This window comes from Paracoccus pantotrophus, from assembly GCF_008824185.1.
Taxonomy (GTDB): domain Bacteria; phylum Pseudomonadota; class Alphaproteobacteria; order Rhodobacterales; family Rhodobacteraceae; genus Paracoccus; species Paracoccus pantotrophus.
In genome coordinates this window covers 57,887-71,132 of record NZ_CP044424.1, presented here as the reverse complement: position 1 = coordinate 71,132, position 13,246 = coordinate 57,887, and the positions used below count along the sequence as shown (strand labels likewise).

Annotated in this window: 12 protein-coding genes; 11 read left to right on the top strand and 1 reads right to left on the bottom strand. The window is 62.8% G+C overall.

The window, feature by feature from the left end; translation table 11 throughout:
- Positions 1-10: 10 nt before the first annotated feature.
- The 7 genes from ESD82_RS21755 (at position 11) to ESD82_RS07690 (ending at position 6,115) form a co-directional block, all read left to right on the top strand.
- Positions 11-169: a hypothetical protein gene (locus ESD82_RS21755; protein WP_167521728.1), complete on the top strand. Its 159-nt coding sequence runs from the start codon at positions 11-13 to the stop codon at positions 167-169.
- Complete coding sequence (locus ESD82_RS07715) at positions 156-554, top strand: hypothetical protein (RefSeq protein ID WP_147429464.1); 399 nt, start codon at positions 156-158, stop codon at positions 552-554. The genes ESD82_RS21755 and ESD82_RS07715 overlap by 14 nt, the downstream gene beginning before the upstream one ends.
- 341 nt (positions 555-895) lie before the next feature.
- A complete protein-coding gene (locus ESD82_RS07710; RefSeq protein WP_407672806.1) occupies positions 896-2,029 on the top strand; it encodes a Gfo/Idh/MocA family protein in 1,134 nt (377 codons plus the stop codon).
- A 2-nt stretch (positions 2,030-2,031) separates the two neighbouring features.
- Positions 2,032-3,201 (top strand): dihydrodipicolinate synthase family protein, encoded by a 1,170-nt coding sequence (locus tag ESD82_RS07705; protein WP_211331245.1) that lies wholly within the window; start codon positions 2,032-2,034, stop codon positions 3,199-3,201.
- A gap of 52 nt (positions 3,202-3,253) precedes the next feature.
- Positions 3,254-4,072 carry a sugar phosphate isomerase/epimerase family protein gene (locus tag ESD82_RS07700; protein WP_072464222.1) on the top strand — a complete coding sequence of 273 codons (819 nt, stop codon included), beginning with the start codon at positions 3,254-3,256 and terminating at the stop codon, positions 4,070-4,072.
- An 80-nt stretch (positions 4,073-4,152) separates the two neighbouring features.
- On the top strand, positions 4,153-5,379 hold the full coding sequence (locus ESD82_RS07695; protein WP_072464213.1) for a glycerate kinase type-2 family protein: 1,227 nt from the start codon (positions 4,153-4,155) through the stop codon (positions 5,377-5,379).
- A gap of 61 nt (positions 5,380-5,440) precedes the next feature.
- Positions 5,441-6,115 carry a TetR family transcriptional regulator gene (locus tag ESD82_RS07690; RefSeq protein WP_211331246.1) on the top strand — a complete coding sequence of 225 codons (675 nt, stop codon included), beginning with the start codon at positions 5,441-5,443 and terminating at the stop codon, positions 6,113-6,115.
- On the opposite strand, the gene ESD82_RS07685 is transcribed toward ESD82_RS07690, so the two are convergent.
- A complete protein-coding gene (locus ESD82_RS07685) occupies positions 6,099-8,096 on the bottom strand; it encodes a substrate-binding domain-containing protein (protein ID WP_147429467.1) in 1,998 nt (665 codons plus the stop codon). The two genes, ESD82_RS07690 and ESD82_RS07685, sit on opposite strands and share 17 nt — an antisense overlap.
- A gap of 172 nt (positions 8,097-8,268) precedes the next feature.
- Here ESD82_RS07685 and ESD82_RS07680 point away from each other — a divergent pair, with 172 nt between their 5' ends.
- From ESD82_RS07680 to ESD82_RS07665, 4 genes are read left to right on the top strand one after another with little or no spacing between them, the layout of a single operon-like run.
- A complete protein-coding gene (locus ESD82_RS07680) occupies positions 8,269-9,630 on the top strand; it encodes an NAD-dependent succinate-semialdehyde dehydrogenase (RefSeq protein ID WP_140848464.1) in 1,362 nt (453 codons plus the stop codon).
- 38 nt (positions 9,631-9,668) lie between these two features.
- Positions 9,669-11,255, top strand: a complete 1,587-nt coding sequence (locus ESD82_RS07675; protein WP_211331247.1) for a sugar ABC transporter ATP-binding protein — start codon at positions 9,669-9,671, stop codon at positions 11,253-11,255.
- The gene (locus tag ESD82_RS07670; protein ID WP_147429468.1) at positions 11,252-12,250 is read left to right on the top strand and encodes an ABC transporter permease; all 999 of its coding nucleotides are present in this window, start codon (positions 11,252-11,254) and stop codon (positions 12,248-12,250) included. The genes ESD82_RS07675 and ESD82_RS07670 overlap by 4 nt, the downstream gene beginning before the upstream one ends.
- On the top strand, positions 12,247-13,182 hold the full coding sequence (locus tag ESD82_RS07665; RefSeq protein WP_072464218.1) for an ABC transporter permease: 936 nt from the start codon (positions 12,247-12,249) through the stop codon (positions 13,180-13,182). The genes ESD82_RS07670 and ESD82_RS07665 overlap by 4 nt, the downstream gene beginning before the upstream one ends.
- Positions 13,183-13,246 lie beyond the last annotated feature (64 nt).

Here is a 13,246-nt window from a genome sequence, read left to right as displayed (position 1 = left end):
CGATCTGACCGTGCTGGTGATCGACGCCAACAGGTTCCGCTCTGTCGAACCTGTCAGAAAGCCGGGCGCGATGCTCTGCGCTATGACCCGGATCGCCGCCAGGAGTGGGCTGAACCTGCACGGCAGCCTGATCCGGCTGAAGCAATGGAAAATATTTGGAAAATCATGAAAAGAGGATAGAAATGCCAGTTTTGCTTCAAGCCAAGCAGCAGCCGGAAGGTAGGATTTACCTGGACACCATGGACTTTCAAGCATTCTCAGAAGACGGCGAAATCATCGGAACCTGGAGGATGGGGCCGCCGGGCCTGCTATCAGAGGATGAGTATTATTCCCTATGCAGCGAGCAGACCAACCCTCTCGTCAAGGTCGCATTTCGTTTCGTGGAAGATGCCGATTGGGCCGTCCAGGATTGCGCTGTCGATGTGGAATCAGCATGGCGAGTGCAGCTTGAAGGTGAGGTGTTTTGGTGGGTGAACGGCAACATCCGTCACCAGCAGGTCGCGCCGGACTTCGATCTTCCGAACCCAGCATGGAGGATGCCACCGCTGGCCTAGCCCGACATCGAGCGTGCCCGCCTGGCGCGCATCTTCGATGATGGCCGAAAGGAACCCGTCGAAGGCCTCGAAGATCGCGGGCTGCACGTCAACCCGCGTATATCACTCACACAATTCTCTCATATCGGACCAATATCGCTTCGAACGGTGGACGCCATAACCTACCGACCAGTAACAACCGCTGAGCGCGACGTGGAACAGAGGAACCCGCAAGCGCTGTCTGGGCGCAACGCCTAAGCAGCAAGCATCGAGAATCGCGGCCTGCCTCAGGAGCCACTGCGACGGAGCCCGTTGGGCGAACAAGGAGACATAACGTGAGTACTGAAAAAATCGGCATCATTATGCACGGCGTCACCGGCCGCATGGGGATGAATCAACACCTGATCCGCTCAATTCTGGCGATCCGCGCCCAAGGTGGCGTCACCCTTTCGAATGGTTCTCAGCTGATGCCCGATCCAATCATCGTCGGTCGCAACCGTGACAAAGTGGCGGCGCTAAGTAACCAACTAGGAATTGAGCGTTTTACCGATGATTTGGACGCGGCTCTGAGCAACCCCTATGACACGATCTTCTTCGATGCTGCCTCGACCCAGCTTCGCCCGACGCTGCTAAAGAAGGCCATCGACGCCGGCAAGCACGTATATTCGGAAAAGCCCGTCTCGGAGGGGCTGGAAGACGCGATCGCCATCGCCCGCTACGCTAAAGAAAAGGGCGTCAAGAACGGTATCGTGCATGACAAGCTCGACTTGCCGGGGCTTCTAAAGCTCAAGCGTCTTCGCGACAGCGGGTTCTTCGGCCGCATCCTGTCGGTGAAGGGCGAGTTCGGCTATTGGGTCTTCGAAGGCGACTGGATGCCGTCTCAGCGCCCGTCCTGGAACTACCGCGCCGAGGATGGCGGCGGCATGATCTCGGACATGCTCTGCCACTGGCGCTACGTGCTCGACAACGTTGTGGCCCCGGTGAAATCCGTCTCCTGCCTCGGCGCCACCCATATCCCGGCACGCATCGACGAGGCCGGCGAGACCTACAAGGCCACCGCCGATGACGCCGCCTATGCGAGCTTCCTGCTTGACGGGCCCGAAGGCGATATCGTGGCGCATATTAATTCCAGTTGGTGCACCCGCGTATATCGCGACGACCTCGTGACCTTCCAGGTCGACGGCACGCATGGCTCGGCCATCGCCGGCCTCCATTCGTGCAAATCCCAGCACCGGGTGAACACGCCGAAGCCAGTCTGGAACCCCGACGAGCCGCAGACTATGAATTTTCAGGAAGGTTGGGAAGAGGTCCCAGACAACCAGGACTTCGACAACGGCTTCAAGGTGCAATGGGAGCAGTTCCTGCGCCACGTGGCCGAGGACACGCCCTGGAAATACACGCTTCTAGAAGGCGCCAAGGGCGTGCAGCTGGCTGAGGCCGGATACCAAAGCTGGCGCGAGCGCCGCTGGGTCGATCTCGAGCCGCTGGAGGTTTAAGCATGCTGATCCAATCCGCAACGTTGATGCTGCCCGACGAGTGCGGGCAGATAACGTCCTTCACCTTGGCGCCCGGTGTAGCGCCAGAGCACTCAGACGGCTGGACCCGCACGGCCTATGCGGCGGCTCATGTGGTGGCCGATCCTCTGGCCGACTGCGATCCCTGGATCAATGCGGCCATCGACTGGGACCGGACGCTCGCCTTCCGCGAACATCTCTGGTCACTGGGCTTCGGCGTGGCCGAGGCGATGGATACCGCGCAGCGCGGCATGGGCCTCGACTGGCCCACTTCGCTGGAGCTGATCCAGCGAAGTCAGGCGGTGGCCAAGGCCGGCGGTCATCTGATTGCCAGCGGTGCAGGGACCGATCATCTGACGCCCTCGCCTGAGACTACCATCGACGACGTGATCGCCGCCTATGAGGAACAATGCGAGGCGGTGGAGGCCACCGGCTCGCGCGTGATCCTGATGGCGTCTCGGGCGCTCGCCGCCGTCGCGAAATCGCCCGACGACTATGCCCACGTCTATGGCCGCGTCCTGTCGGGGCTGCAGCAGCCGGCGATTCTGCACTGGCTGGGCGAGATGTTCGACCCCGCTCTCGCGGGGTACTGGGGCTCGTCCGACCACCAGGAGGCGATGGAAGCCTGCCTCCAGGTGATCGAGTCCAATGCCGCCAAGATCGACGGCATCAAGATCTCGCTCCTCTCGGCGGAGAAGGAGATCGCGATGCGCCGCCGTCTGCCCGAAGGCGTCCGCATGTATACCGGCGACGACTTCAACTATCCCGACCTCATCGCCGGCGATGATCAGGGCTGTTCCCATGCGCTTCTGGGGATCTTCGACCCGATCGCAGGGGTCGCGGCTCGCGCGCTCACAGCGCTTGGCGGCGGCGATGAGGCTGAATATCGGGCGGCCTTCGACCCGACTGTGCCGCTCTCGCGTCATATCTTCCGCGCACCGACGCGCTTCTATAAGACGGGCGTGGTGTTCCTGGCCTATCTGAACGGCCACCAAGATCATTTCACCATGATCGGCGGACAGGAAAGCACCCGCTCGACTCGCCACCTGGCCGAGATCGTGCGGCTGGCCAGCGCGGCTGGGCTTTTCCCCGACCCCGAAGAGGCGGCGGCGCGCGCCCGTCCGGTCTTCGCTGCGCGCGGCGTGGGAGTCTGACATGGCGGTTCTTGACACAAAATCCGCCGCGCCGCCCGCGCTCGAGGCTGGCATCTCCGCGGCGCGGCTGTCGCTCAACACCGCGACCGTCCGCGAACAATGGAACCTCAAGGAATGCGTCGAAGGCTGCCTTCGGCACGGCCTTGGTGGCATCGCGCCTTGGCGCGACAAGATCCACGAGGCAGGCCTGGAAGAGGCAGCGCGCATGATCCGGGGCAACGAACTTCGGGTCTCGGGGCTCTGCCGGGGTGGCTGGTACACCGCCGAAGGCGCGCTGACCGATGCCGTGATCGACGACAACAAGCGCGCCATCGACGAGGCCGTGGCCATCGGCGCGGAGTGCCTTGTTATGGTCGTGGGTGGACTCCCCGAAGGCTCGAAGGACATCGTCGGTGCGCGAGGGATCGTGACCGAAGGGCTGGCGAAGACTCTGGACTATGCCCGGACTGTGGACATGCCCATCGCAATCGAGCCCCTGCATCCTATGTACGCCGCCGATCGCGCTTGCGTAAACACGCTGGGTCAGGCGCTGGACATCTGCGACCAGTTGGGGCCGGGGATCGGCGCGGCCGTCGATGTCTACCATGTCTGGTGGGACCCGGACCTTCTTCCGCAGCTGAGGCGGGCCGGCCAAGAACGGATACTGGCCTTTCATATTTGCGACTGGCTGGTGCCTACGCGGGACCTGCTCACGGACAGAGGCATGATGGGCGATGGTGTGATCGACCTCCGAGGCCTGCGCGCCGCCGTCGAGGCTGAGAGTTTCACCGGTCTCAACGAAGTTGAAATCTTCTCGGAGCTGAATTGGTGGAAACGCGACCCTGATGAAGTCCTGCAAACTCTCATCGAACGGGGGCGGACATGTTGCTAGGGTCTTCGGCCGAAACACCCGAGGCACTTCCTTCCACTGCGTCGAGCACGGCACCATTGGCGGTTGATCCTACTACCCTGATGCAGGCGATGCTCGAAGCGGCCCTGGCGGCGGCAGATCCAGGTCCTGGCCTGCGCGCGGCTCTGCCTCAGCGGCCTGCGGATGGGCGCCTTCTCGTGCTGGGCGCGGGCAAGGCGAGCGCACGAATGGCACAGGTTCTGGAACAGATGTGGGGTCCTTGCGAGGGGCTGATCGTCGTGCCGGAGGGGGCGCGACTTCGGCTGCGCGGGCTGGAACAGGTGGAAGCCTCGCACCCAGTCCCGGACGGCCGAAGTGCTGAGGCGGCCGCACGAATGCTGGCGCTTGCCGGGACACTTGGTCCGCGGGATACCCTGGTCGTCCTGCTTTCTGGTGGAGCTTCCGCCCTTCTGGCCGCTCCGGCGGATGGCCTTACCCTGGCGGACAAGCAGTCCGTCACCCGGATGCTGCTGAGGTCGGGCGCGCCAATCGATGAAATGAACCTCGTTCGGCAGCAGTTTTCGGCGATCAAGGGCGGCCGTCTGGCAGCGGCTGCCAAGGAGGCAACCGTTCTGACCTACCTTGTCAGCGACATCCCCGGGGATCGCGCCGAACTGATTGGATCGGGCCCAACCTTTCCATCGGTAGGCAGCGCGGCCGAAGCACTTGCGGTAATCGCGCGCCACGGTATCGCCCTTCCGGCCCGTGCCCGTGCGCACCTGGAACGCGCGGCCGACCAGTCAGCCCGGGCCGCGCACCTCGGGCCCGCGCCAAGGCACGTCATCGTGGCCTCGCCCCAAGGCGCGCTAGAAGCCGCCGCCAGCGTCGCCCGCGCAGCCGGCGTGACCCCCTGCATTCTTGGCGACGCGATCGAGGGCGAGGCTGTTGACGTTGGTCGGGTGATGGCCGGCATAGCGCAGCAGTCTCTGCGGCATGGCCAGCCCTTTGCGCCGCCGGTTGCCTTTATTTCCGGAGGGGAGACGACCGTAACCGTGCGGAACGGCGCAGGGAAGGGGGGGCGCTGCAGCGAGTATTTGCTGAGTTTCCTGATGACCGCTGCCTATTCTGCGCGCATTTCGGCAATGGCCTGCGACACCGACGGAAGGGACGGATCAGAGCATAATGCCGGAGCCATTTGGCAAGGCGGCAAACCCTTTGATCGAACGGACGCCCGCCGTGCGCTCGAAGAACACGACGCATGGACCTTCTTCGAGCGCAATCAGGCGCTGGTCCAGACCGGTCCGACGCATACCAATGTCAATGATTTCCGCGTCGCGCTGGTCCTTTGACGTTCCGCTGCGCTGCACCTCCACCTCTCTGTTGCCTTGCAGGCGTTGAGAGGCTACCAACTTGGCGACCCACCATCACTCGGCCGCGCCTATGACATCCCATAAGATCAGCCGCCCACGCAAGCGCGATGCTGAGGCGACGAAGCAGCGCATCCTGCAAGCCGCGCTTGAGGAATTCTCGACCCATGGGCATTCCGGGGCGCGGGTTGATCGCGTGGCCGAGGGGGCGGGCGTTAGCAAGCCGATGATCTATGAATACTTTGGCGACAAGGATACGATCTACGCCGCGGCCCTGCGCGAGGCCTATGTGCGCATCAGGCAAGCTGAAAAGCATCTCGACCTTGACGCATTGCCCCCCGAGGCCGCAATTCGCGAGCTCGTTCGATTTACGATGAACCATTTCCGCCGCAACCCTTGGTTCGTCTCAATGCTGGCGATCGAGAACCTGCGGGGCGGCCAGACCATCCGGCAGGTCGGCGATGCACCTCTGATTCAATCCGTGCTGGTTGAGCGGGTCGGTGAAGTACTGAAACGCGGCATCGGCGCGGGCCTCTTCCGCGACGACATAGATCCGGTCGACTTCTATGTCTTCATCGCTTCGCTCTGCTATTTTCCGATTTCCAACACCCATACCCTAAAGGCCGTCTTCAAGCTGCCGGTCGACGACGCCTGGCTGGACAAGCGCAGCGCCGACGCCACGGAAATGCTGCTGGGTTTTCTCAGGCAAGCACCATAGCCGCGTCTCCCATGAGATGCTTGCGCACTTCGCGCAAGTGCTCCCGCAGCGGCGCTTCGTCCGTGCTCGCGCCGCTCCAGCAAAAGCCCAAGACAAGTTGCGCGGCTGCGAACCCGGGACTGGATTGCACCAAGGGCAACATCATAAAGCGCGTTTTCGTTCGTCCCTCGTGCCGCGCCCCAGCGCATCGCAGCAGCTGCGAGCCATCTAGGGGGGCGGGCGAGTCCGCCTCGACCCTGACGCTTTCGAATGGCTTGAAGCGCTCGCTGTTGAGATTGTAACCGCCGAGGTGGATCCCGATCTGCAGCTCTGAACCCAGACTGGCGGCGAAAGCGGTCTCGCCGGTCTGGTCCCGCAGGTAACGCACCAACACCGGGAGGAGATGGCCCGCAAATTCGAAGCCCCGCGCGGCGAGGGAGATGCTCTGGGGAACGGACCCGATCAGAAGATTTCCCTCCACGTCACGGGTGAGCCATGACAAGAACTCCAAATCGTCGATCGTTTGGTAAGCTGAACTCTTTGGTAGACGGAGCAATTGCGAGATCTGATAGGCTGTGCTTATTGGCTCCGTGGCGACCAGCGTGACGATGTCTACCAGCCGCCGTACCGACTCGCTATAGCCTGGCCGCGTAACCGACACCGGGGACCTGACAGCCGCGTCCTTGTTGCTCCGCCTAAGTATTGATGCCTTGCGGCGGCGAAGTCGCCCGGCTGCATGCACATGGCTATCGGGACTGCTCCAGTCCACTTTCTTCTCCGCTTGGATGTCTGCCCGCACCGACGGGGTCTCGTGCCCGCGCGTTACGACGACCTGCAGATCTGCCTCGACGATACGCGGCACCGACCGACCAAAGAGCACGTTCAGCGCCACCTGGACGCTGGCCGCGCCCATGGCGGCCGGATAGTCCAGCCCGCAGAGTGGAATTCGCTCTTGAACCGCCATCTTATACATAAGATTCAGCTCGCCGCCGGTATGAGGCGGTATCTCGCCACGCTGGAAGCCAGCATCGAGAAAGGCGTTGATCGCACCGATGCCTTGCAGTCCGGAATCGCACCAGACCCCGTCGGGCATCCACCCCCGTGCAAGATGACCGCGAATTGCGGCATAGCCCCGATCTGCCAGCCAGTCGGTGTAATCGACGGCCGCCAGTTCGATCCCCGGGAAGCGAGAGAAGGTCTGCAAGGCCGCCTCCAGCCTCAACTTGCTGGGGGAGGCGCTTTCCAGCCCGGAGAGCAGTGCGACCCGGCCCTGCCCACCCAGCCGTTCGGCCAGCCAGAGGGCGCTGATACGTCCGACTGTCACGTCCGATGCCGTCACCAGCGAAACCAGTGTCTCTCCATCGCCGCAGAACCGATCCACACCGACCATTGGCAGACCCCGACCCGCCAAATCCGCAATCGTGGCTTCCAAGCCGGGATGCCGTTCCGAGGCCGCGCTGATGATGCAAATGTCCGCCCCTTCCTGCCACATCTCGCGCAACTGCGCGCTTTGCAGATCGGGGTCATTCTCTGCGTTACGCACGATCACCCGCGCCACGATTTCACTTTGGGCTTGGGCCGCGTGCAGCAAGCTGCGCTCGAGCGCCTGGCGCCATGGATGAGCATCCGAGGCGTTGGCGAAGCCGATGACGAATGGTGGCGCGCAGCGGTAGCGGTCGGTCGCAATCATCTTCAACACGTCGGTTTCGAGTTGCGCCATGCGTGGCATGCCCGGGGTACGGGCACCTGTCAAACCGATCCCGGCGCGGAGTGGCATATCCCCACGCAGAGGGGTATAGAAAAGCCTTTCCGCCGAGGAGCCAAGGGCGATGTAGCCACGTTCCGTGCGGCGCAGCAGCCCCTCGCTAATCATGTCTCCGATGATCTTGTATCCCGTCGAAACCGGAATTGCAGCCTCCTCAAGCACCTCGCCGATCCGTCTTTCGGGACACTTCGGCCCAAAACAGGCCAGTATCGCGCTGATTCGCAGATAACTTTTCACGAACGCCTCCTCCTCGTCGGCGGTTCCCCTTCCTCCGATCAGGCCATCTTCCAGCCCGGTCGATCAAGCCTCTTTTCTCTTATGCTGGACCAATCATTGCATGGAGCGTGGACAGCCAGAGGTACCGGCTCTTACCTACTAGGCAGTAATAAAGTCTCTGGGAGGAGAGAAAATGAACCTAGAAAGCCGCAATCCGACGACCGGAGAGCTGATCGGAACTTATCCTCCGCACGACGCGGCAGAGATCGAGACTCGTCTTCGGCGCGCGCATGAAACGGCCGCAGTCTGGCGCAGCGAAGTGAGCATGCCCGAGCGGGTCGCGCTGATGCTGCGGCTCGCTGAACTTCTGGAGAGCCGAGCCGAGGACTATGGCAGGCTGATTACCAGCGAAATGGGTAAGCCCCTTTCCGAGGCCATCGCAGAAGTAAGAAAATCCGCCACCGGCGCGCGCCATTTCGCAGAGAAGGGGCCGGATTACCTGGCGGATTCCCCGATCGAGGGGCTGAACGCGCGGGTGGTCTATGAACCGCTTGGCGCGATCTTCGCGATCATGCCCTGGAACTTGCCTTTCTGGCAGGTGCTGCGGTTCTTCATCCCGACAGCGCTGGCGGGCAATACGGTGCTGGTCAAGCATTCCGACAGCGTGCAGGGCTGCGCCCACGCGCTCGAGCAGCTGGTGCTGGATGCCGGGGCTCCGAGGGGACTTTACCAAAACCTCTCAATCCGGCGCGACGCCGTTGCCGGCATCGTCGCTGACCCCCGAATTGCTGCCGCGACCGTCACCGGCAGCACGGCCGCCGGCCGCGCTGTGGCGCAGGTCGCCGGCGAAAACGGCAAGAAGGTCGTGCTCGAGCTGGGCGGCTCGGATCCCTTTCTGGTCTTCGAGGACGCTGAACTGGACAAAGCAGTCAAGATGGCGGTCCTTTCACGATTTTCGAACAATGCGCAAAGCTGCATTGCTGCCAAGCGTATCCTGGTCGCTGAGTCGGTCTACGATGCCTTCGAGGCCGCATTTCTCTCCGGGGTCAAAGCGCTTGCCGTTGGCGACCCGACTGCACCCGAAACCCAATTCGGTCCGCTGGCGCGTGATAGCGTCGTGCGTGACACCGAGCGCCAAGTCGCGGATGCGGTCGCGCAAGGCGGCCGCATTCTCTGCGGCGGCAAGCGACTCGAGCGGCCCGGGAATTTCTTCGCCCCCACCGTGATCGCGGACCTGCCCCACGATGCCCCGATTGCACACGAGGAAATTTTCGGTCCGGTGGCGCTGCTTTTCCGCGTCGCTGACGAGAAGCAGGCCATCGCGATGGCAAATGACAGCGAATTCGGTCTCGGCGCGACAGTCTGGAGCGGCGACGCCGCGCGGGTTGCAAGAGTGGTTTCCGCCCTCGATGCAGGCGCAGTCTTCATCAACAGCTTCGTGCGCTCCGACCCCCGCGCACCCTTTGGTGGCATAAAAGCATCGGGCTATGGGCGCGAGTTGGGCGCGCTTGGTGCACGCGAGCTGACCAACGCCAAGCTGGTCTTCTCGGATTGAAGCACGGCCCTACGGCCCCCTTTCGGAAAGTAGCTAAAATGCAAACCACAACAGAACGGCGCTTCGGCGCTGCGAAGGAAGACGTGCCGCTTCTTCAAATGGTAGGGATCAGCAAGTCCTTCGGCCAGGTGGAGGTGTTGCAGGGCATCGACCTGACCTGCACCGCGGGCACCTTGACGGCCATCTGCGGGGAGAATGGCGCGGGCAAGTCCACCTTGATGAACATTTTGGGCGGCGTTTTTGCCCCAAGTGCCGGTGAAATCTACATCGACGGGCAGGCCATCTCTTTCACCCACCCATCAGAGGCAAAAGCCCGCGGCATTGCGGTGATCCACCAGGAGCTGAACCTTCTCCCTCACCGCAGCGTCGCCGATAATATTTTCCTCGGACGCGAGCCGGTGCGCTTCGGGATGCTCGACCGGCGCCGTATGAACCGGGACTCGGCCGCCGCGCTGCGCCGACTGGGCAGTGACATAGACCCACGTACCCCTTGTGGCGCCCTGTCCATCGCCGAGCAGCAGCTTGTCGAGATCGCGCGTGCATTGACTGAGGAAGCGCGCATTTTGGTCTTCGATGAGCCGACTGCGGCACTGGATGAAAGCGAAACCCGCGCATTGTTTGGGCTGATCGGTGAGCTGAAGGCGGCAGGTGTGGCTATGCTCTACATTTCGCACCGAATGGCCGAAATCCGCGAGCTCGCTGACCGTATCTCGGTGATCAAGGACGGTCGCCGGGTGGCTACGATGGCGGCGGCCGAGGCCAGCATCGATAACGTCATTCAACTGATGGTCGGGCGGGCCTTGGGCGACTTCTTCCCGCAGCCCGCCAGCGCCCCCGGCGGTGAAAGCCTGCTGAGCGTCCGGGGCGGTGGAAACGCGCAACTCCGAGGCATCGATTTAGATGTTCGCTCGGGCGAGATACTCGGCATCGCCGGGTTGGAGGGGTCGGGCAAAGCCGCCCTTGCGCGTGCTTTAGCCGGTGTAGACCCATTCCAATGTGGCGAGGTCGAGGCCTTCGATCGCCTTGGGGCTCCGCGGTCCCCACGACAGGCTGCAAGGCGGGGCATCGCCGCGATCCCGGATGACCGCAAGCGCGATGGTCTGGGCCTGTCACAATCGCTGCGCAACAACGTAGGCTTGACGCTTCGGGCCGTCACCAACCCTCTGGCGTCGGCGACTTCGGGCGGGCGCAGCCATCGCCGCCTTGATGCCCTTTTGGCCGAAACCGAAGTGCGCTGCGCAGATTTCGGAATGCCAGTAGGCGAATTGTCCGGCGGCAATCAGCAAAAGGTGATGTTCGCGCGCTGGCGGGCCGTTGCACCACGAGTCTGGATCGTCTCAGAGCCCACCCGAGGCATCGACGTGGGCGCACGCGCCGCAATCTACCGAATGCTGCGCGGCTTCGCCGAGGCAGGTGGCGCTGTGCTGGTGGTCTCCTCCGACCTGATGGAACTGATTGGCCTATGCGACAGAATCGGTGTTATGGCGGCAGGGCAACTGGTGGCTGAACTTCCGCGCGGGACTTCCGAGGACGAGATCATACGCCACGCAATGCGCCATGACCCGCCACAGGTAGGCCGGTCCCAGGGGCAGGCCCTGTCGGCTAGAGACGGGGACGCCGCATGAACATGACGACATTTTCATTTCAGGGTCCAATGACCGCAATGCGTGCAACCTGGCATCAACAGGGCATCGCAATTAGCCTCACCACCGCATCGATCGTCTTCTACGCGTTCACAGCGGTTGTGACGGGGCAGTTTTCTCAAGTCTCCTTTGCCGGCTTTCTAGGACTTTTCGAACGCACTGTCGCCTTGTCGCTAGTCGCGATGGGCCAAGCCGTCGTCATCGCTGGCGGCGCAATCGATCTTTCAGTTGCCAATATAGTCAGCGTCGCGGCCGTTCTCGCCGCCTATTTCATGCAGAACGATCCTGGCAATATTGCCGAAGCGACGGTCATGGTCATCGCGATCTGCGGTTCCGTCGGCGTCCTGAACGGCCTGCTGGTCACCTTGCTACGGGTCAGCCCATTGATTGCGACGCTGGGTACCAGCCTTGTGCTTCAGGGGATTCTCAGCCTGTCCTATGGAGCGCTTCAAGGTACCGTGCCGAAGGCGTTCCAAGTGGTCGCCTATGGCAAACTGGGAGGCGTCCCGGTTTCGCTGCTGTCGCTGCTGACCATCGCCTTGCTAACTGCTTTTGTCCTGCAGCGAACCCGTACTGGAAGTCGGCTTCTCGCCGTCGGGGGCAATCCCCGCGCCGCCCGGCTGGCAGGTATTCACGGCAGCCGCGTCACCGTTGCCACATTTGCCTTCTCCGCGGTTATGAGCGCCTTGGCAGGCCTCTACCTTGCCAGCCGTCTAGGCACAGGTACGCCCTGGATCGGGCGGGACGGCAGCTATGACCTCAGCTCCATCGCAGCGGCAGTGATCGGCGGGACGCTCTTGTCCGGTGGGCGCATCAGTATCGCGGGCACCCTCGCGGGGGTCCTCGTTTTCGCTGCTACCGATGCAATCTTCAACATGCTCCAGATCGATCCATTCCTAAGCCAAGTCCTGCGCGGCGTGATCGTGATCGCGGCAGTGGCCAGCTACACCTATCGCAGCCGGGAGGAAGCGGCATGAAAGCACTGATCAAGTACAACCCCGCGCTGCCGCTCCTATTAATTCTGCTGGCACTCATGATTTATCTAAGCCCGCTTTACCAGACCGGCCCCGGCCTGATGAGCTTTCTCCAGCGCGCCGCACCGCTGGTAATCCTGACCTGCGGGGCCACTTTCGTTCTGATATCGGGCGGGTTCGACCTATCTTCCGGCTCGCTCATCACGCTGGTGGTGATTGCTGGCGCGATGATCACTCGCGGCGACCCCGCATTCGCCGGTCTCGCACTGGCCAGTGTCGTCGGTATCGGCCTCTGCGTTGGGATGATCAATGGCCTCGCCGTCGCTTTTCTCAAGGTGCCCTCAATCATCACCACGTTGGGAACGCTTCTTGCGGTCAAAGGCATCGCGATGGCTTGGTCGGGCGGCGCGCCGTCCTCTTCCCTACCCGAGAACATGCGTAGCCTCGGACGCGGGCGCATCGACGATGTGCCGCTGACTGGCTCGCTGCCCTATAGCGTCATCGCCCTGATCGCGAGCCTCGCAGCGACCTATTGGCTGCTGCATCGCACTAACTTCGGTCGCATGGTTTTCATGCTGGGTGACAATCCGCGCGCAGCCGCGCTGGCGGGGGTGCCGACGCAGCGTGTCCGAATTGCCTGCTTCGCGGTCTCGTCCCTTTGCGCAGTCCTCGCGGGCCTGCTGCTGGGCGGCTATTCCGGCGTTTCGGTTGATGTGGGCGGCGACTATGCGTTGCAGGCAGTCGCAGCGGCGGTGATCGGCGGCGTCGTCCTGCTAGGCGGGCGTGGCTCGATCGCAGGGGCCGCCTGCGGTGCGCTGACGCTCTACGCAATCTTTACCGTGCTGAACCTCGTCGGCGTTTCCCAACCCGTCCGCCTAGCCGTTCAGGGGGCCATTCTCGTGCTGGCCGCCGCCATGACAAGCCGACGAGAATGAGCGCCGCCCCCTTCCGGACAGCCTTCCCCACTCCGGTGGCAACCGACCAAACCAACCAAATGAA

Coding starts and splice junctions, on each gene's coding strand:
- ESD82_RS07710 (WP_407672806.1), top strand. CDS start 896: ATGCACGGCGTCACCGGCCGCATGGGGATGAATCAACACCTGATCCGC.
- ESD82_RS07705 (WP_211331245.1), top strand. CDS start 2,032: ATGCTGATCCAATCCGCAACGTTGATGCTGCCCGACGAGTGCGGGCAG.
- ESD82_RS07695 (WP_072464213.1), top strand. CDS start 4,153: ATGCAGGCGATGCTCGAAGCGGCCCTGGCGGCGGCAGATCCAGGTCCT.
- ESD82_RS07680 (WP_140848464.1), top strand. CDS start 8,269: ATGAACCTAGAAAGCCGCAATCCGACGACCGGAGAGCTGATCGGAACT.
- ESD82_RS07675 (WP_211331247.1), top strand. CDS start 9,669: ATGCAAACCACAACAGAACGGCGCTTCGGCGCTGCGAAGGAAGACGTG.
- ESD82_RS07670 (WP_147429468.1), top strand. CDS start 11,252: ATGAACATGACGACATTTTCATTTCAGGGTCCAATGACCGCAATGCGT.
- ESD82_RS07665 (WP_072464218.1), top strand. CDS start 12,247: ATGAAAGCACTGATCAAGTACAACCCCGCGCTGCCGCTCCTATTAATT.